Below are 17,300 nucleotides of genomic sequence, written 5' to 3' on the forward strand. Positions count from 1 at the left end.
GATGCTGCGAGCATCCGCCCCTCTCTGCGCTTAGCTCGTGCGGCGCGTGGTGGTCTCGACGATCGCGATCTCTTGCGTCGCGAGTTCGCGCTCTTCGTCGGGCGTGGGCTCCGGCGGGAAGCGCAAGCGCAGGCGGAAGCGGCTTTCGGGAACGCGGCCGACCCGCATCCCGCGACTGTAGAACAACCAGATGAGCGCGGCGGCTGCAGCGAGTAGCCCCGAAAGGGAGCCGATGCCGAGGGCCCAGCGAGCGCCGAGTTCGTTGGCGGCCCAGCCGACGATGGGGGCGCCGATCGGGGTGCCGCCGGCGAAGATCGCGAGGTAGAGCGCCATGACCCGGCCGCGCATAATCGGTGTTGTTGAAGTCTGCACGTAGGCGTTGGCGGTTGTCATCATCGTCAGCGAGGAGACGCCGACGATCGTGAGGGCGGCGCCGAAAGTCCAGTAGCTGGGGGCAAGAGCGGCGATCATGCACGCGATGCCGAAGAACGCTGAGCCGACCACCACGACGCCCAGGCGGGCGCGCTCGCGGCGAGCAGCCAAGAGCGAGCCGACGATTGCGCCGACGGCCATCATCGACGAGAGCAAGCCGAACTCGGCGGCGCCCTTGCCGAACTCGGTGGTCGCCATGGTGGAGATGAAGACCGGGAAGTTGAACCCGAAGGTTCCGACCAAGAAGACCATGACAAGCACGATCAGGATGTCTGGCCGATTGCGAACGTAGCGCAGCCCATCCCGAATTTGGCCTTTCGCTCGCCCAAGCTTGGCCACCGGGTAAAGCTGGTTGCGGCGGATGAACCACAGCGAGGCGAGAACGCCTGCAAATGAGGCGGCGTTCACGAGGAACACGGGTCCGGAGCCGATCGCCGCTACGAGCACCCCGGCGATGGCGGGGCCGATGAGGCGTGCGCTCTGGAACGACATGGAGTTGAGAGCGACCGCGTTCGGCAGGTCTTTGTCGCTCACGAGTTCCGAGACGAAGGCCTGGCGAACGGGCGCATCGATCGCGGTAGCCACACCAAGAAGGAGCGCGAAGACGTAGACATGCCAGAGTTCGACGTAGCCCGAGATCACGAGGATACCGAGGCCGAGCGCGAGGATGAACTGGCTGAACTGCGTCCAGAGCAACACGACGCGGCGGTCGAAGCGGTCGGCGATGATTCCCGCGATGGGCATGAGCAGCAGCAGGGGGCCGAACTGCAGTGCCATCGTGAACCCGAGAGCGGCGGCATCGTGGTCGGTCAGTTCGGTGAGAACGATCCAGTCCTGGGCGGTGCGCTGCATCCACGCGCCGGTGTTGGAGACGATCGCGCCAATGGTCCAGAGCCGGTAGTTGAAGAAGCGAAGCGAGCGGAACATTGCGCTCACGAATTGGCCAACTTCAGGAGAACGGGAATGGCGGCGTGGAGGGCGGCGTGCTCGTCGGCCGAGAGGGTCGAGAGTTCGGCAGCGAACCATTCGGCGCGGCGCTGGCGAGTCTTGTCGACCAGCTCGATGCCGGCATCCGTCGCTTCAATAAGCACTTTGCGGCCATCGTCGGGCGAGCTGGAGCGCGTGATGAGGCCGTCGTCGCTGAGGCAGTTCACGGTGCGATTCATCGAGGGCGGGGTGACGCGTTCGTGCTCGGCGAGGGCGGCAAGCGTGCTGCCGCCGTGTTGGCTGAGCACGTAGAGAACGGAGAGTTGGCTGTCGCTGAGGGTGTCGTCGTGGCGTTGCTGCCGGATGCGACGGGCGATGCGCATAAACGCGATGCGGAGTTCGTCGTCAAGTTTGTCAGGCATATTCGTTAGCCTAGCAAATTAGTCTTGCTAACGACTTTCATGCTCCTGGAATGAGCCAGTGGAAATTTAGATCCAATTGTCCCGGGCATTCACTGACGTGAGCGTGAGGAGAATCTGGCCTCGGTAATCCGCTCTTTCAGAGCTGTACACGAGGTCGGTGACAGCGAGTTTAAGTCGCCTCATCACCTCGAGCGCTGCTTCCGGGGAGTGCCCAGCGATCCACGGACCGTGCAACTCGCAGTAAAGGATGAGTGCCAACGTGAGGGCTGATCGCTCGCTGAGCCCAAGCGGGGCAGCTTCCTTTCCTAAATCGAGGTAGGAGTTGATCTCTTCGCTCAGCTCGGCTCGCACGCGAATTCCTTCGGGCGTCAGGAGATCCCGTGTGATGAACGCGCCACCTTGTGTCAGGAGCCCCGCAGCGGTTAGGCGTTCGTGGAGCTTTCCCGTCGGCATGGAGTCCAACAAAGACTCTGTGAGCCGAGGTTTGCTTTGTTTGTGCAGCGCCTGCCACAGCGGCAGGAGGAGAGGATTGCGCGGCTCGTTGAGGCCCACGCGCGCCGTGGAGGTGCGACGCCTGTTCTGAATTCGGGGGAATTCTATGTTCTCGATCACAATGGATTCGTCATCCGCGAGCTCCATAAGCATTGCAGCGGCCTCTGTGCGCTCCGGACGTCCAGCGCAGGTTTTGTTCTGCCGAAGTCGTTCACCGGTGACCGCTGCGTAACACGCCACCAGCGAGACGGACTCGGCGAGGCTCAGATCGTGCGGCGCAGGAGTAGCCATGTGATTCCTTTGGGGTGCAAGCGTCGAGGAGTCGAGCAATCTCCACGTTAGCCGATCGTGGAGATCTCCTTCGGGGAGGCCGCGAGGGTTATCCGTTGCTGTAGTGGATTCTCTCCGCTTGGAGAACAGCGGCTATCGTTTCGCGGCTCTGGGGCGGATACCATTCCCAGCGAATAACGGGGTGGAGCCCTTGCTCACCGGTATAGCTCGGTGCGCCGTTCCGAAGAACATCGATGAACGCGCCGGTTGATGGGTCGCTCACCTCCGCGCGTGCAGCGTCGCAGCGACTAATTTTGCACTGCCTCTCTTCAGCGCACCGCCGTAGAATGGCAGCAGCAAGGAGGCCCATATGCCCACGTTTACGGCGCCACGAACTGACCACTCCTACGTTGACGCGCACGGAGTCACGATTCACTACTACGTGTGGGAATCACCGAAAGCCCACGCAGTGCTGCAGCTCACGCACGGACTAGGTGATCACGCCCGCCGCTACGAGCACGTCGCGCAAGCCCTCATCGCTGCCGGCTACACGGTCTACGCCGATGACCACCGCGGCCACGGTGCCACAGGTCTCGACCAGAACGCGGGCGATGCCAGCAAGCTGGGCAAGCTCGGCAAGGGTGGGCTGCGGGCGGCTACTGAAAACATCCGCGAACTCTCGGCCATCATCCGCCGCGATCACCCCACACTTCCCCTCGCGCTCCTCGGCCACTCGTGGGGCTCGCTCATGGTGCAAGACGTGCTCAACGCGCACTCCGACGAGTACGAAGTCGCGATCCTCACGGGCACCGCGCACCGCACCTTCGCCCACATGAACAGTGGCAACCTCAACGCCAAGCACAAGAACCTCGGCACCACCGGCTACGAGTGGCTCAGCCGCGATCCCCAGGTTGCTGAAGACTTTGTGAACGACCCGCTGACGTTCTACGCGGATGCCCTCAAGCTCTTCGGCCCCGTCGACGGAATGCGCCTCATGGGCCGCCCGGCGAAGCACTTCGCCCGCGACATCCCGCTGCTCATCATGATCGGCGACGAAGATTCGCTCGGCGGCGAGGCAAGCATTGAGGCGCTCGCTTCTGACTACGTCGTGCGCTCCAAGCTCACCGACATCGAAGCGATCGTCTACCCGGGCGCACGCCACGAGATCTTCAACGAGACCAACAAAGACGAAGTGATCGCCGACCTCGTGGCGTGGCTCGATGCGCGGCTCAAGCCCGTGCATCCGGATGCTCCGCTGCCGCCCGCAGCTCAGAACGAGGCTACTCAGCCCGGCTCAGCGAAGTCTGACGCAGCACCGAGCGACGCAGCACCATCCAAACCAGCACCATCCAAACCAGCACCATCCAAATAATGGCGTCAATTTTCACCGAGATTCTCAACGGTCGCTCGCCGGGGCGCTTCATCTGGGCGGATGACCGTGTCTTTGCCATTCTCACGATCGAGCCCCGCAAGCCGGGGCACATCCTTGTGATTCCGCGCATCGAAGTGGATCGCTGGAGCGACCTCGACGAAGAACTCGCGCTGCACATCTTCCGCGTCGGCCGCCTGATCGGTTTGGCTCAGCGTGACGAATGGGATGCCGATCGTGTCGGGCTCATGTTCGAGGGCTACCGGGTTCCGCACGCACACTTGCACGTCTGGCCGTCGTGGAACGTGTACGAATACAGCCACACCGGCATCAATCGCGATCCCGGTACCGAGGCGCTCGACGAAGCTTTTCAGCGTTTGCGCGGCCGGATGATCGACCACGGGCATGGGGAGTTTGTGCCTCCGCTCGACTGGTCAATTCCGCAGCCCGACGCAGGCCAGTAGGCTGGATTGAGTACAACTAGACAGGGGTAAGCGATGCACGGCGAATTCAAGGTGCCCGGCGGAAAACTCGTAGTGGTCGATCTCGATGTTGTCGACGACGCCATCACTAACTTTCGTCTTGCTGGTGACTTCTTCTTAGAGCCGGATGAGGCCCTCGAAGATATCAACGCCGCCGTCGAAGGCCTGCCGGCCAACTCAGACGCGAAGACCATCACGACCGCGATTCAGCGGTCGCTGCCCGAGGGCACCGTGATGCTCGGCTTCTCTGCCGAATCAGTAGCCACCACCATCCGTCGCGCCCTGCAGCGTGCCACGACGTGGAAAGACTACGACTGGCAGATCGTCACCGGCCCGCCCCTCGAGCCCCGGATGCAAATGGCGATGGATCAGGTGCTCTCCGAAGAGGTCGCCTCCGGTCGCCGCAAGCCCACTCTGCGCATCTGGGAGTGGAATAAGCCCGCCGTCGTGATCGGCAGCTTTCAGTCGCTGCGTAACGAGGTCGACCTCGAGAACGCCAAGAAGTACGGCTTCGAGGTGGTGCGACGCATCTCCGGTGGAGGCGCGATGTTCATGGAAGCCGGCACCGTCATCACGTACTCCATCTATGTTCCGGTCGAGCTCGTACAGGGCATGACCTTCGCTGACTCCTACGCCTTCCTCGACGAGTGGGTCATCATCGCCCTCAAATCTCTGGGCATCGACGCGAGCTACCAGCCGCTCAATGACATCGCGAGCCCCACCGGCAAGATCGGTGGAGCCGCCCAAAAGCGCCTCGGCGCGGGAGCCGTCCTGCACCACGTCACCATGAGCTACGACATGGACGGCGAAAAGATGGTTCAGGTCTTGCGCATCGGTCGCGAGAAGATGAGCGACAAGGGCACCAAGTCGGCCTCAAAGCGGGTCGACCCTCTGCGCAGCCAGACCGGCATGGAGCGCGCCGACATCATCGACACCATGGTTGAGACCTTCCGTGGGCTCCATGGCCTTGCCGAGAGTGAACTGACGAGCGACGAGATTGCGCGCGCTGAAGAACTCGTTGCCGAGAAGTTCGGTACCGAAGAGTGGTTGCAGCGCGTTCCGTGAAACACACCCTTCGCGGCGTGACCCTCACGCTCACTCTGGCCGCGCTGCTGCTCGGCGGCATCGTGGCGTCGGCAGTGCTCGGGCAACTACCCGTAAGCCCGGCCGAAGTGGGCGGGTCGTTGCTGCGCGCTCTCGGCATCCAGAACGAATGGGCGCCGACAGATTCGATCGTGGAATCCACGCTCTGGGTCGTGCGCTTTCCCCGCATCGCGATGGCGCTGGTCGTCGGGGCGGCGCTCGCCGTGGCGGGTGCTGTGATGCAGGCAATCTTCGGTAACCCGCTGGCCGAACCCGGCGTCGTGGGAGTCTCATCCGGTGCTGCGCTCGGTGCTGCAATCGCCATCGTCGTGGGCGTAGCCGCTCTCGGCGACGGCGCGATTGCCCTCTTCGCGTTCGTCGGTGGTCTTCTCGCCACTCTGCTCGTCTACTTCGTGTCGCGCGCCAACGGCCGCACGGAAGTCGTCACGCTCTTGCTCACGGGTATTGCCGTCAACGCCTTTGCCGGCGCGGGCTTAGCCTTTCTGCTGTTCGTCGCCGACTCGGGCAGCCGGGAACAGATCGTGTTCTGGCAGCTGGGCTCGCTGAATGGATCGCGGTGGAGCGAAGTGCTCATCGTCGCCCTCGTGACCGCCGTGGGCCTCACGGCTGCGATCGTGCTCGCTCGCCCCTTCGACCTTCTGGCGCTGGGGGAGCGCAACGCCCGCCACCTCGGCGTCAATGTGGAACGCCTTCGCATCGTCTCGATCGTGATCGTCGCGCTACTCACCGGCGTGGCCGTGGCCTTCGTCGGCATCATCGCCTTCGTTGGTCTTGTGGTGCCGCACGCCATGCGCATGGCGATCGGCCCGGCCCACCGCCCGCTCATCGTTGCGAGTGCCATCGGCGGTGGCGTGCTGCTCGTGCTCTCCGACCTGCTCGCCCGCTCGGTGGTGGCCGGTGGCGACCTGCCGATCGGCTTGCTCACTTCGCTCGTCGGTGGCCCGTTCTTCTTCTACTTGCTCTTCCGCCAACGTCGTCAGAGCGGAGGCTGGGCATGATTAGCGCGCGCAATATTGGCGTGCGGCTCGGTGGCCGCGCGATTCTTGATGACGTCAGCCTCGACGTGGCTCCCGGCGAAGTGCTTGCGCTTGTCGGCCCGAACGGTGCCGGAAAGTCCACGCTGCTCGCGGTGTTGAGCGGCGATCGAAAGCCCGACAGCGGCATCGTGACCATCGACGGCCGCGACGTGGGCGGCATCCGCCACGGCGAGCTCGCTCGACTGCGTGCCGTGCTTACGCAAGAGAACAGTGTGAGTTTTCCGTTCCGTGTCTCCGAGGTTGTGGCGATGGGGCGTAGCCCCTGGGCGCGCGAACTTGAGGGTCGCGACGATGTGGCCGTCGTCAACGAAGCTTTGGAAGTGACGGATGTCGCTCACCTGGGTGACCGTCGCTACACGACGCTCTCGGGTGGTGAAAAGGCGCGCGTCTCGCTCGCGCGCGTGCTCGCTCAGCACACCCCGGTCGTGTTCTTGGACGAGCCGACAGCCGCCCTCGACCTCCGTCATCAAGAAGATGTCATGCGCGTCGCGCGCTCGATCGCTCAGGATGGCCGGGCCGTCGTCGTTGTTCTTCACGACTTGAGTTTGGCCGGCGCCTACTCCGACCGGCTCGCGCTCATCGCGCATGGCACGCTCGACGCCATCGGCACTCCCCGCGAGGTGCTCACCGCCGAGCGAGTCGAGCGGGTGTACGGCCTCGCGGTCGACCTGCACGACGTGGGTGGGCATCCGGTCGTCGTCCCTCGCCGCTGACGGCGCTGCGTGCGGCGGCTGTTAACGACTCAGCAGGTCGCGGTACTCAGGGTTGTCGGTGATGAACTTGTCGATGAACTCACACTTGGCTACGACGCGGCAGTCGCTTTCGGCCCGCACCAGATTGAGCGCACCCCGAGCAAGATCAGCGCCGAGGCCCTGACCGCGGTGCTTGGGGTCGATTTCGGTGTGAACGAAAACGATCTGATCATCGCGCAGCTGGTAATCAGCAAGGCCCACCTGAACACCATCAACGAGCAACTCGTAGCGGTTCATCGCGGGGTCGTTGATAACTTCGCTGGCCATAGGACAAGACTACTCGTGGGCGTTCACTTGGGGATGCGTTCCGTGGCGTTCCTGAGCGGGGGAATAGTATCGACGGGTGTCTGATTCTGTGCCCCCCATCACCTCTGCCGGTTCCAACCGCCGCTTGATCATCATCTCGGCTATCGGGCTGGTATTGATTGTTATTGCGCTAATTGTGTCGATTGTGGCCCTCGAGCCCACGCCCGAAGCGGCCGTAACAGCCACCCCGACGGTGTCGTCCACGCCGACCCCGACTCCGACACCGACCCCCACGCCTACTCCGACACCGACCTTCGACAAGAATCAGTTCTCCATCGACGAGGCGAGCAGCCTCTGGGTCGTGGCGAACAAGCTGCGTCCGCTCAACCCCGACACCTACGAACCTGAGCTCGTCTTCGTCGATGTTCCCTACGCCAATGAGCCGTACTTACGACCGGAAGCCGCGGCTGCCGTCGTCGACATGTTCGCCGCCTACCAAAACGACACGGGACTGCAAATGCAATCGCAGAGCTCGTACCGAAGTTATTGGTCGCAAGAGAGCGTGTACGCCGGCTGGGTCGCGCAGTATGGCCAAGAGGGCGCGGACCTCACGAGCGCGCGCCCGGGGCACAGCGAGCACCAAACGGGGCTCTCCATTGACATCAGCGCGTTGCCCGCCTACTGCTCTCTCGAGCAGTGCTTCGGAGATACCCCGCAGGGTCGGTGGCTCGATGAGAACGGGTGGAAGTACGGCTTCACCGTTCGCTACCCCGAGGGTAAAACCGACATCACCGGTTACGAGTACGAACCGTGGCACTTGCGTTTCGTCGGTAAGGCGCTCGCCGCTGAACTGCACAGCACGGGCATCCAGACTCTCGAAGAGTTCTTCGGGCTGCCCGCCGCACCGAACTACGGCTAGGCGCTCGCCCCTCTAAACTCGTGACATGACTTCGACGCCGCGCCCTGACTCCGTGAGCTACAGCTACCTCGGGCCGGCCGGAACGTTTACGGAGGCCGCACTCAAGCAAGTGCCCGAAGCGGTCGGCGCGCACTGGAAGAGTGTCAACAATGTCGGAGAGGCGCTCGACGATGTGACGAGCGGCCGCAGCATCGCGGCAATGATCGCCATCGAGAACTCGATCGATGGCGGAGTCAGTGCTACTCAAGATGCGCTCACCACGACCCCTGATATCCGCATCCTTGGCGAGTATTTGGTGCCCGTGAATTTCGTTCTCGTGGCCAGGCCAGGCACCACGCTCGCCGACGTGACAACCGTCAACGCGCATCCGGTGGCCTATGGGCAGACGCGACGCTGGCTCGACGCCCAGTTGCCTCAGCACGGCTACATCCCCGCCAGTTCTAATGTCTCGGCCGCGGCCTCGCTGCTAGAGAACTCTGTTGCGGATGCCGCCGTTGCCCCGCCCGGGATCACCGAGCACTATCCGCTCGAAGTGCTCGCGGAAAACATCGCGAACAACACAACTTCGGTGACGCGTTTTGTTCTGGTCTCCTCGAGTACCGAACTCCCCGCCCCCACCGGCGCAGACAAGACGAGCGTGATCGTCGAACTTCCCGACAATGCCCCCGGCCGATTGCTGGAGATGCTGGAGCAGTTCGCCACCCGCGGTGTGAACATGAGCCTGATCGAATCCCGCCCCATCGGCGACGAGCTCGGTCGCTACCGTTTCGTCATCGACCTTGAGGGTCACATTCTCGATGAGCGCGTTGCAGACGCTCTCTTGGGTCTCAAGCGTTTCAGCCCCAAGGTCATCTTCTTGGGAAGCTACCCGCGTGCTGACAAGCTCGCGACGATGGTCACCCCGCGGTATGGAAATGACGTGTTCGTTGAGGCGCGAGACTGGCTGCGCGGGATTGTCACGAATGAGCCGAGCGCGAGCTAACGAGCCGCCCTATTTCGTGCGCGACTTGGATACGCGCACGATGAGCGCGAGCGGGTCGACCCAGGTGTGCACTGACTTGGCGAGACCGAACTCGTCGCCGTCGAGCTGAAACTCCTCGGGGTTGTCGACGATCATGTTGAGGTCGCTGCCCTTGGCATAGCGCACGTCGCGCACGTCTTTCGAGAGGTCGATGATGCGGCGACCCATGACGCTCTTGCGCAGCACGCCGTTTTCCCACGCGATCTTGTTCCAGATATTGAGCCAGCCGAAGCGGCCGCGGGGCACCAACGCCGCCATGTCGAGGATGCCGTCATCCGGTTGGGCATCGGGCATCAGTAGCAGACCACCCGGCAGCGAGCCGCAGTTGCCGATGATCACGGTATGCGCGCTGAGGGAACGGTTCGGCGCGCCATCCACGCTGTAGCGCAGTTTCACGGGGTGCAGCTCAGGGATCGAGCGGGCAATGCCGTCGACGTAGGCGAGCCAGCCCACAGCTTTCTTGAGCTTGGTGCTCGTGTTCTTGATCATCTTCGCATCAAGACCAAGGCCGGCCATCACGAGAAAGGCATGCTCTTCGTGGTTTCCGTTGTCGCGAACGATGTTGACGATGCCGAGGTCGATCGCGCGGTCGTAGCCGTTGAAGGCGATGTCCACGCTGTCGTGCATGTTGCCGGCAGGGAGATCGAGGTTGCGGGCGAGCAGGTTGCCCGTGCCTGCCGGGATGAGTCCCATGGAAACACCGCTGCCGCGCAAGGCCTCGGCAACCGCACGAACAGTTCCATCGCCGCCAGCTGCAATCACCATGGAAGCGCCGCGACGGATGGCGCTACCCGTGACACCTTGACCCGCATCCACCTCGGTCGTAGAGAACCACAGCGGGGTAGCCCAGTCAGCGGCTTTCGCTGCTGCGTTTACCAATTTGGTGAGCTTGGCAAGATCGACCTTGATGGGGTTATAAACCACCGCCACTTTGGGCTTGGAGTTTCGAGGCGAGGGCACAGATAAACGCTACGCCATGAATCGGTAGGCTGTACTGGTGATTGACCCCCAAATTCTCCGAGAAAACCCCGACGCCGTGCGGCAATCGCAGCTCGCTCGCGGGGCGTCCGTTCAGCTCGTCGACGACGCTATCGCCGCCGACCACAACCGCCGTGCCCGCATCGGCGAGTTCGAGGCGTTACGTGCTGAGCAAAACAGCTTCGGCAAGAAGGTTGCTCAGGCTCCAGCAGATGAGAAGAAGGCCCTGGTGGCGCAAGCCCAAGAGCTGTCAGCTCAGGTCAAGCTGGCCCAGCAGGCGTCGACCGAGGCCGAAGTTGAATTCACTCGCATCGTCGGGTCGCTCGGCAACATCGCCGTCGAAGGCGTTCCCGTCGGTGGCGAGGATGACTGGGAACTCGTGCGCGAAGTGGGCACGCCCGCGACGTTCGACTTTGAGCCCCGTGACCATGCCGACCTCGGCGAGCTGCTCGGTGCTATCGACATCCCCCGCGGAGTGAAGGTTGCGGGCAGCCGCTTCTACTTCCTTAAGGGCGTCGGCGCGCGACTCGAACTGGGCCTCATGAACATGGCGCTCGATCGCGCTATCGCTGGCGACTTCATCCCGCTCATCACTCCCACCCTCGTGCGCCCCGAAATGATGGCCGGCACCGGGTTCTTGGGGGAGCACGCCGACGAGATTTATCATCTGCCTGCCGACGACCTGTACCTCACCGGTACCAGTGAAGTTGCGCTCGCCGGGTACCACTCCGATGAGATTCTTGATCTCTCGAAGGGCCCGCTACGGTACGCCGGTTGGTCGACCTGCTACCGCCGCGAAGCGGGTTCGGCTGGTAAAGACAACCGTGGCATTCTGCGCGTTCACCAGTTCAACAAGCTCGAGATGTTCAGTTACGTGCTGCCCGAGAATGCCCAGGCTGAGCACGAGCGCCTGCTGTCGTTCCAAGAGTCAATGCTGCAGGCGTGCGAGCTCAGCTACCGTGTGATCGATGTTGCCGGTGGCGACCTCGGTTCCAGCGCTGCCCGCAAGTACGACATCGAGGCGTGGGTTCCGACCCAGGGCACGTACCGCGAGCTCACGTCCACCTCGAACTGCACGACGTATCAGGCACGTCGACTCGACATCCGGTATCGCACCGAGTCGGGAAAGACAGCCCCTGTCGCCACCCTCAACGGAACCTTGGCTACCACGCGCTGGTTGGTTGCCATCCTCGAAACTCACCAACAGCCCGACGGGGCAGTCGTGGTGCCAGAAGCACTGCGGCCCTACCTCGGTGGGCTCGAAATTTTGGAGCCACTCGCGTGACAATCGCCGCACAGGATGACCGCTGGATGATCGCACTCGACATCGACGGCACTCTGCTGCTCGAGTCGGGGGAGATGAACGCCGCCGTAATCGAGGCTGTTGCCGCAGTGCGGGATGCCGGTCACGAGATCATGCTGGCCACCGGTCGCTCGGTTGCGATGACCTTGCCGATCTTGCGCAAGCTAGGGCTCACCCCTCAGTACGTGGTCTGCTCGAACGGCGCGATTACGCTCAAGCGTGATCCGCTGGCTGAGGGCGGATACGCCCGCGAGTTCGTCGAGATGTTCAATCCCAAAGACGTTCTTACGAGCATCAAGCAGCATTTGGCGTCGGCCAACTATGCGGTCGAAGATTCCACGGGCAAGTTCTTTGTCGACGGCAAATTTCCGGATGGCGCGCTCGGCGCAGTCATCGAAGATGTGTCGTTCGATGAACTCACCAAGGTGCAGGCCACCCGTGTTGTCGTCATCTCTCCCCAGCATCAGGTTGACGACTTTCTGGCCGTCGTCGAGAAGATGGGGCTCCACAAGGTCAGCTACAACGTCGGGTGGACAGCCTGGCTCGACATCGCGCCCGATGGCGTCAACAAGTCAACGGCGCTCGAAAATGTGCGCTCGCGCCTCGGCATCCCGCGCTCGCGCGTGTTCGCCATGGGTGATGGCCGCAACGACATCGACATGCTCGAGTGGGCAGCCTCGCGCGGTCGCGGCGTAGCCATGGGGCAGGCTCCGGATGACGTGCTCACGGTCGCCAATCAGGTCACCGAAAGCGACGTCAACGACGGCGCCGCGCTCGCCCTCACCGCTCTTCTGAAATCACTTCCCGCTTCGTAGTAAGCAGGCCTACGTCTTACAACAAAGGGGTGCGACCGAGCTTGTGGCTCGGGCGCACCCCTTCGTCGTTAACGGCGGTGACGCGGGCTAGAGCTCGCTGAGCGCTTCGTCGTAGATGGCCATGGCGCGGGCAACTTCTTCTGGCGTCACAACGGCCGGTGGCACGACGTGGATGCGGTTGTCGGCGATGAAGGGCAGCAGTCCGCGCGCGATGAGCGCACCCTTGACCTTGCCCATGTCGGCAGCGCTGAGTGGTTCGCGGGTCTCGCGGTTGGCGACGAGCTCGAGCGCCCAGAAGACGCCGCTTCCGCGGACGTCGCCGATGCAGTCGTGCTTCTCGGCGAGCGCGGCGAGGCCGGGTGCGATGTGGTCGCGACCGATCATGGCGGCGTTCTCCACGATGCCTTCCTCTTCCATCGCGGTGATGGAAGCGACGATGGAGGCGGCAGCGATGGGGTGGCCCGAGTACGTGAGGCCGCCGGGGAAGACGCGCTCGTCGAAGGTGGCCGCAATCTCGTCAGAGATGACGACACCGCCCACGGGGATGTAGCCCGAGTTGACGCCCTTGGCGAAGGTAATGAGGTCGGGCTTCACGTCGAAGGCTTCGAACGCGAACCAGTGCCCGGTGCGGCCGAAGCCGACCATGACCTCATCCAGGATGAGCAGGATGCCGTACTTGTCGGCGATCGCGCGAACACCAGCCATGTAGCCGGGCGGCGGGGTCAGCACGCCGGCGGTGCCGGGGATGCTCTCAAGCAGAATGGCGGCGATCGACTCAGCGCCCTCTGCCTGGATAGTGCGCTCGAGGTGGTGCAGGGCGCGCTCTGATTCTTGTTCGGGGGAGTCCGACCAGAATTCGGAGCGGTACTCGTAGGGGCCGAACACGTGCACGTGGGCACGAGCGTACTCGTTGGGGATGCGGCGCCAGTCGCCGGTAGCGACGACGGCCGATCCGGTGTTGCCGTGGTACGAGCGGTAGCGCGAGATGATCTTGTCGCGGCCGGTGTGCAGGCGAGCCATCCGCATGGCGTTTTCGTTGGCATCCGCTCCACCGTTGGTGAAGAAGACCTTGTTCATGCCCTCGGGCGCGTGGTCGGTAATTTTGCGGGCTGCTTCACCGCGGATGTTGATGGCGTGCGCGGGAGCAACGGTGGCCATGATGTCGGCCTGTGCCTTGATGCCCGCAATCACGGCGGGGTGCTGGTGCCCAATATTGATGTTCACGAGCTGGCTCGAGAAGTCGAGGTACTCGTTGCCTTCGTTGTCCCACACGGTGCTGCCGAGGCCGCCTTCAAGCACGAGGGGCTTCAGCGCGCCCTGCGCAGACCAGGAATGGAACACGTGGGCACGGTCGAGCGCGACGGTGTCGGCGTTGCTGGGCAGGGGCGATGCGGGCGCAGAGTTCATGAGGCACCTTTCAAGACGGAACGAATGTCTCCACTATCGTCCGCGCAGAACTACGTGTGGTTGCCAATTTGTATAAAAAACTGTCATTTGTTCGACATAATGTGAGAGCGTGACGATGAGGGGATATCCGGATGCTTCCAACGCTTGAGTGGCTCCTCACTAAACGCACCCTGCGGCTGAGTCTCGTTGCCGCCTCAGCGGATCTCACCGACGCGGTCGCGGTCACGGCGGGCACCGCTCTCGCTGACCGAATGGCAACCCCGATCTCGTGGGTTCACAGCTCAGATCTCGACGACCCGACTCCCTTCTTGAGCGCCGGCAATGTGCTCCTCACAGACGGCGCGCAGTTCGGATTTGCTGCCGCAACGGAGACCTACGACTACAACTCTTATGTGCGCCGCCTCGTCGACGCTGGCATCGTGGGCCTCGGCTTCGCCACGCACTTTCTTCATCAGGGCATGCCACCGGGGCTTGCCGTCGCATGTGCGCGGGCGGGGCTGCCGCTCATCGATGTGCCTGACAGGGTTCCCTTTATTGCCGTCATTCGTGAGGTGGCCGATCAGATTGCGGCCGAGCGCAGTCGTCGCATGGAATGGTCGATCGCCGCCCACAAAGCGATCTCCTATGCTGCGCTCAAGCCCACCGGATTACGGTCGACCCTGATCGAACTCGAGCGTCAGCTCTCCTGCTGGGTCGGTCTCTTTGACGCAACCGGGCATCCGGTGCCGGTGCCGGGGCAACAGCGCTCGGGTGACCGATTCGCCGAACCGGTGCGGGATGAAGTGGCGCGGGCGCTGCGCAAGGGCAGCCGGTCATCCACGGCTCTCACTCTCGATGCGGGCCAGGTCACGATTCAGACCCTCGGCCAGAGCGGTGCTCTGCGCGGCGCCCTTGCTCTGGGGCGCGGTGTGCCTCTCGATCGCGCCGAGAATGAGTTGGTCACGAGCGTCATCGCTATGGCAACGCTCGCCCTCGAACAGAACCGCGCTCTCGACGCGACACGGGGGCACTTGAGGTCGTCGCTCGTGGAGCTGATGCTTGAGGGCAGGGTAACTGCCGCCCGCTCGATCGCTACCGAGGTGTGGGGTGGTTTGCCCACCGAGCCGCTAAGCGTCTTCGCGCTCGCTCGCCACACCCAGAGTCACTTCATTCTCGATGCTCTCGACGTGTGGGCCCTCGATGCTGACGGCCACGGATTCTTCGCTGTGCGCGGCGAGGTAATCGTCGTGCTGGTCGACGGTGCCAGCGACTCACGTACGGCGATCTCGGCTCTCCACGCGCTCGAAGAGCTCGTCGACGACCACCACCTCGTGGCGGGTAGTGCGCACGCCGCCAATTACTCCGAACTTGCTACGGCTGTCGGGCAAGCATCTACCGCGTTACAGGCCCGCGGCAAGCAACCTGGCCTTACCGCGTTCGCTGCGATCGCCGATTCCGGGATGCTCGGGGTGCTGCATGCAGCGGGTGCTGAGCGAGTGGCGCATCGAGTGCTCACGCCACTCACCGATCTCGAGCCCGAGCACTCGGCAGCCCTCGTTCAGACGCTGCGCTCCTGGTTCGCGCACGATTGCTCGTGGGGCGCGACCGCCGCAAGTCTGGGCGTGCACCGGCACACCGTGCGGTCGCGCATCGACCAGGCGGGCAGCATCCTGAATCTCAATCTCGAGTCTTTCGAAGGGCGACTCGAGCTCTGGGCGGCACTGAGGTTGAGCGTCTAGGGCACGTACCCCCATTTCGCGCGTTCTGGCCTTCTTTTCAGGTACACCCTGCGGGCATCCGTTACACTCTGAACTTGCGTCACGCAAGGAGGGCTGTCCGAGCGGCCGATGGAGCCAGTCTTGAAAACTGGTGGGCAGAAATGTCTCGTGGGTTCGAATCCCACGCCCTCCGCTCCGCGTGCCATGGCTAGTTTCCGGTAAATGAAAGGGGAGTGCGATGAGTGAACTTCGTCCGCGCTCAGAGTTGCGTTCGCGCTCTGTCGACCGCACTGACCCCAAGCAGAAGCCTGAAGTTGAAGGTCTGGCACGCCACGGCCGGTTGAAGAAACCGGGGCCGTGGGGTTCAATCGCCAAGATTGTGGCGGCTTCTCTTGCCGTCGTCTTGGTAAGCGGTGCTGCCGTGGGCGCTGTCGCCTTCGACAGCATTTATGGTCAGCGCGACACCGTTTCTCTTGTGGGAGAAACGGATGGCCCGCCGCCCCAGATCGGAAGCTTCGAGGGCGGCTTCAATATCCTCATTGCCGGTAGCGACACTCGTGCTGGCCAGAGCGGTATCGGCGGTTCGGCGGATTCTGACTCTGGCGAACTCAACGACGTCAACATGATTCTGCACGTTGCGGCAGACCGTCAGTCGGCCGTCGCAATCAGCTTTCCTCGCGACATGGTGATGGGCATTCCCGAGTGCCCGAGCACCGACGGCGAGTACACCAAGTACTACTCCACTGAGCCCCTCAATACAGCCTTGTCGTACGGTGGGCTCGCCTGCGTCGCACTGACTCTCTCAGAGTTCACGGGCCTTGATATTCAGTTCGCCGGCCTCATCACCTTCACCGGTGTTATCGAGATGACGAACGCCATCGGTGGTGTTCCGGTGTGTATCGACGGACCGCTCATTGACCCAGAGGCCGACATCAATCTTCCCGAGGCTGGCACGTACACGCTTAAGGGGGAAGAGGCTCTCGGCTTCTTGCGCTCGCGCCACGGCGTTGGTGACGGAAGTGACTTGACGCGAATTAGTTCGCAGCAGGTCTATCTGTCGTCTATGGTGCGCACCCTGAAGAGCTCCGACACTCTTGGCGACTACAAGAAGTTGTACAACTTGGCGGATGCCGCCATCGCGAACATGCAACTGTCGAACAGCCTTGCAGACGTGCCCACTATGGTGTCCATCGCCCTCGCACTCAAGGACATCCCGCTCGAACGAGTTCAGTTCGTCCAGTACCCCGGTACCACCGGCGGCTTTGGGGTCTACGAAGGCAAGGTTCAGCCCAACGAGTACCTCGGCGAGCAAATGATGGATCTCGTTCGTGCTGATACGCCGTTCACGACTGCCGACGACACTGATGGCACCGGCGCAACCATTGACCCTAACGCTCCCGAGCCCGAGGCGACGGATGACGCCGCTGACGGTGCGACGGGGGAGCCCACAGACGCTTCGACTGCTACTCCCGAAGAAGACATTGACGTCATCGACGTCCGCGGCCAAAGCGCCGCAACGTACAGCTGCTCGATCACCAACAGCTACTAAAGCGTTTAATTCTCAGCAGTTCTCAGGGCCATTTGGTACAACTGCTACAACAAGTGGTTGCTCGAAGGCAGCCGATAT

The 17,300-nt window shown here is 62.9% G+C and carries 17 protein-coding genes and 1 tRNA gene; 12 read left to right on the top strand and 6 right to left on the bottom strand.

The window, feature by feature from the left end; all coding sequences use genetic code 11:
- Nucleotides 1–30: 30 nt before the first annotated feature.
- From ESZ53_RS10780 to ESZ53_RS10790, 3 genes are all read right to left on the bottom strand, one after another.
- On the bottom strand, nt 31–1,368 hold the full coding sequence (locus ESZ53_RS10780) for an MFS transporter (RefSeq protein WP_129072832.1): 1,338 nt from the start codon (nt 1,366–1,368) through the stop codon (nt 31–33).
- The gene (locus ESZ53_RS10785; RefSeq protein WP_129072833.1) at nt 1,365–1,781 is read right to left on the bottom strand and encodes a MarR family winged helix-turn-helix transcriptional regulator; all 417 of its coding nucleotides are present in this window, start codon (nt 1,779–1,781) and stop codon (nt 1,365–1,367) included. Before ESZ53_RS10785 ends, ESZ53_RS10780 begins: the two co-directional genes overlap by 4 nt.
- A gap of 66 nt (nt 1,782–1,847) precedes the next feature.
- Entirely contained in the window at nt 1,848–2,564 is a 717-nt protein-coding gene (locus tag ESZ53_RS10790; RefSeq protein ID WP_129072834.1) for a hypothetical protein, read from the bottom strand.
- Nucleotides 2,565–2,913: 349 nt separating this feature from the next.
- Here ESZ53_RS10790 and ESZ53_RS10795 point away from each other — a divergent pair, with 349 nt between their 5' ends.
- From ESZ53_RS10795 to ESZ53_RS10815, 5 genes are read left to right on the top strand one after another with little or no spacing between them, the layout of a single operon-like run.
- Nucleotides 2,914–3,915 (top strand): alpha/beta hydrolase, encoded by a 1,002-nt coding sequence (locus tag ESZ53_RS10795; RefSeq protein WP_129072835.1) that lies wholly within the window; start codon nt 2,914–2,916, stop codon nt 3,913–3,915.
- The gene (locus ESZ53_RS10800; protein ID WP_129072836.1) at nt 3,915–4,376 is read left to right on the top strand and encodes an HIT family protein; all 462 of its coding nucleotides are present in this window, start codon (nt 3,915–3,917) and stop codon (nt 4,374–4,376) included. Before ESZ53_RS10795 ends, ESZ53_RS10800 begins: the two co-directional genes overlap by 1 nt.
- Before the next feature lie 33 nt (nt 4,377–4,409).
- Nucleotides 4,410–5,459: a biotin/lipoate A/B protein ligase family protein gene (locus ESZ53_RS10805; protein WP_129072837.1), complete on the top strand. Its 1,050-nt coding sequence runs from the start codon at nt 4,410–4,412 to the stop codon at nt 5,457–5,459.
- Nucleotides 5,438–6,496, top strand: coding sequence for an iron ABC transporter permease (locus ESZ53_RS10810; RefSeq protein WP_129072838.1), 1,059 nt, complete (start codon nt 5,438–5,440; stop codon nt 6,494–6,496). Before ESZ53_RS10805 ends, ESZ53_RS10810 begins: the two co-directional genes overlap by 22 nt.
- Entirely contained in the window at nt 6,493–7,248 is a 756-nt protein-coding gene (locus ESZ53_RS10815; RefSeq protein WP_129072839.1) for a heme ABC transporter ATP-binding protein, read from the top strand. The genes ESZ53_RS10810 and ESZ53_RS10815 overlap by 4 nt, the downstream gene beginning before the upstream one ends.
- A 21-nt stretch (nt 7,249–7,269) precedes the next feature.
- Here ESZ53_RS10815 and ESZ53_RS10820 read toward each other — a convergent pair whose 3' ends face one another.
- Complete coding sequence (locus ESZ53_RS10820; protein WP_129072840.1) at nt 7,270–7,554, bottom strand: GNAT family N-acetyltransferase; 285 nt, start codon at nt 7,552–7,554, stop codon at nt 7,270–7,272.
- A gap of 76 nt (nt 7,555–7,630) precedes the next feature.
- Here ESZ53_RS10820 and ESZ53_RS10830 point away from each other — a divergent pair, with 76 nt between their 5' ends.
- Together ESZ53_RS10830 and pheA are read left to right on the top strand one after the other, a co-directional pair.
- Nucleotides 7,631–8,452, top strand: coding sequence for a M15 family metallopeptidase (locus ESZ53_RS10830; RefSeq protein ID WP_168187233.1), 822 nt, complete (start codon nt 7,631–7,633; stop codon nt 8,450–8,452).
- Nucleotides 8,453–8,477: 25 nt separating this feature from the next.
- Nucleotides 8,478–9,434 (top strand): prephenate dehydratase, encoded by a 957-nt coding sequence (gene pheA / locus ESZ53_RS10835; protein WP_129072843.1) that lies wholly within the window; start codon nt 8,478–8,480, stop codon nt 9,432–9,434.
- Between the two features lie 9 nt (nt 9,435–9,443).
- Here pheA and ESZ53_RS10840 read toward each other — a convergent pair whose 3' ends face one another.
- Entirely contained in the window at nt 9,444–10,433 is a 990-nt protein-coding gene (locus tag ESZ53_RS10840) for a diacylglycerol kinase family protein (RefSeq protein ID WP_129072844.1), read from the bottom strand.
- Between the two features lie 37 nt (nt 10,434–10,470).
- Between ESZ53_RS10840 and serS the strand changes: the two genes are divergently transcribed.
- A complete protein-coding gene (serS, locus tag ESZ53_RS10845; RefSeq protein ID WP_129072845.1) occupies nt 10,471–11,736 on the top strand; it encodes a serine--tRNA ligase in 1,266 nt (421 codons plus the stop codon).
- A complete protein-coding gene (locus tag ESZ53_RS10850; RefSeq protein WP_246837298.1) occupies nt 11,733–12,569 on the top strand; it encodes an HAD family hydrolase in 837 nt (278 codons plus the stop codon). Before serS ends, ESZ53_RS10850 begins: the two co-directional genes overlap by 4 nt.
- 87 nt (nt 12,570–12,656) lie before the next feature.
- On the opposite strand, the gene ESZ53_RS10855 is transcribed toward ESZ53_RS10850, so the two are convergent.
- On the bottom strand, nt 12,657–13,976 hold the full coding sequence (locus ESZ53_RS10855) for an aspartate aminotransferase family protein (RefSeq protein ID WP_129072846.1): 1,320 nt from the start codon (nt 13,974–13,976) through the stop codon (nt 12,657–12,659).
- A gap of 131 nt (nt 13,977–14,107) precedes the next feature.
- Here ESZ53_RS10855 and ESZ53_RS10860 point away from each other — a divergent pair, with 131 nt between their 5' ends.
- The 3 genes from ESZ53_RS10860 to ESZ53_RS10870 all read left to right on the top strand — a co-directional run bounded on the left by ESZ53_RS10860 (nt 14,108) and on the right by ESZ53_RS10870 (nt 17,222).
- Nucleotides 14,108–15,694: a PucR family transcriptional regulator gene (locus ESZ53_RS10860; RefSeq protein WP_129072847.1), complete on the top strand. Its 1,587-nt coding sequence runs from the start codon at nt 14,108–14,110 to the stop codon at nt 15,692–15,694.
- Nucleotides 15,695–15,781: 87 nt separating this feature from the next.
- Nucleotides 15,782–15,866, top strand: a tRNA-Ser gene (locus tag ESZ53_RS10865).
- A gap of 45 nt (nt 15,867–15,911) precedes the next feature.
- The gene (locus ESZ53_RS10870) at nt 15,912–17,222 is read left to right on the top strand and encodes an LCP family protein (RefSeq protein WP_129072848.1); all 1,311 of its coding nucleotides are present in this window, start codon (nt 15,912–15,914) and stop codon (nt 17,220–17,222) included.
- Nucleotides 17,223–17,300: the final 78 nt, after the last annotated feature.

The organism is Salinibacterium sp. UTAS2018, assembly GCF_004118935.1.
Taxonomy (GTDB): Bacteria; Actinomycetota; Actinomycetes; order Actinomycetales; family Microbacteriaceae; genus Rhodoglobus.

Bases quoted from the DNA above. Each gene is read 5' to 3' on its own strand.
- ESZ53_RS10785 (WP_129072833.1), bottom strand. From the start codon at position 1,781: ATGCCTGACAAACTTGACGACGAACTCCGCATCGCGTTTATGCGCATC.
- ESZ53_RS10790 (WP_129072834.1), bottom strand. From the start codon at position 2,564: ATGGCTACTCCTGCGCCGCACGATCTGAGCCTCGCCGAGTCCGTCTCG.
- ESZ53_RS10795 (WP_129072835.1), top strand. From the start codon at position 2,914: ATGCCCACGTTTACGGCGCCACGAACTGACCACTCCTACGTTGACGCG.
- ESZ53_RS10800 (WP_129072836.1), top strand. From the start codon at position 3,915: ATGGCGTCAATTTTCACCGAGATTCTCAACGGTCGCTCGCCGGGGCGC.
- ESZ53_RS10805 (WP_129072837.1), top strand. From the start codon at position 4,410: ATGCACGGCGAATTCAAGGTGCCCGGCGGAAAACTCGTAGTGGTCGAT.
- ESZ53_RS10815 (WP_129072839.1), top strand. From the start codon at position 6,493: ATGATTAGCGCGCGCAATATTGGCGTGCGGCTCGGTGGCCGCGCGATT.
- ESZ53_RS10820 (WP_129072840.1), bottom strand. From the start codon at position 7,554: ATGGCCAGCGAAGTTATCAACGACCCCGCGATGAACCGCTACGAGTTG.
- pheA (WP_129072843.1), top strand. From the start codon at position 8,478: ATGACTTCGACGCCGCGCCCTGACTCCGTGAGCTACAGCTACCTCGGG.
- ESZ53_RS10855 (WP_129072846.1), bottom strand. From the start codon at position 13,976: ATGAACTCTGCGCCCGCATCGCCCCTGCCCAGCAACGCCGACACCGTC.
- ESZ53_RS10860 (WP_129072847.1), top strand. From the start codon at position 14,108: ATGCTTCCAACGCTTGAGTGGCTCCTCACTAAACGCACCCTGCGGCTG.
- ESZ53_RS10870 (WP_129072848.1), top strand. From the start codon at position 15,912: ATGAGTGAACTTCGTCCGCGCTCAGAGTTGCGTTCGCGCTCTGTCGAC.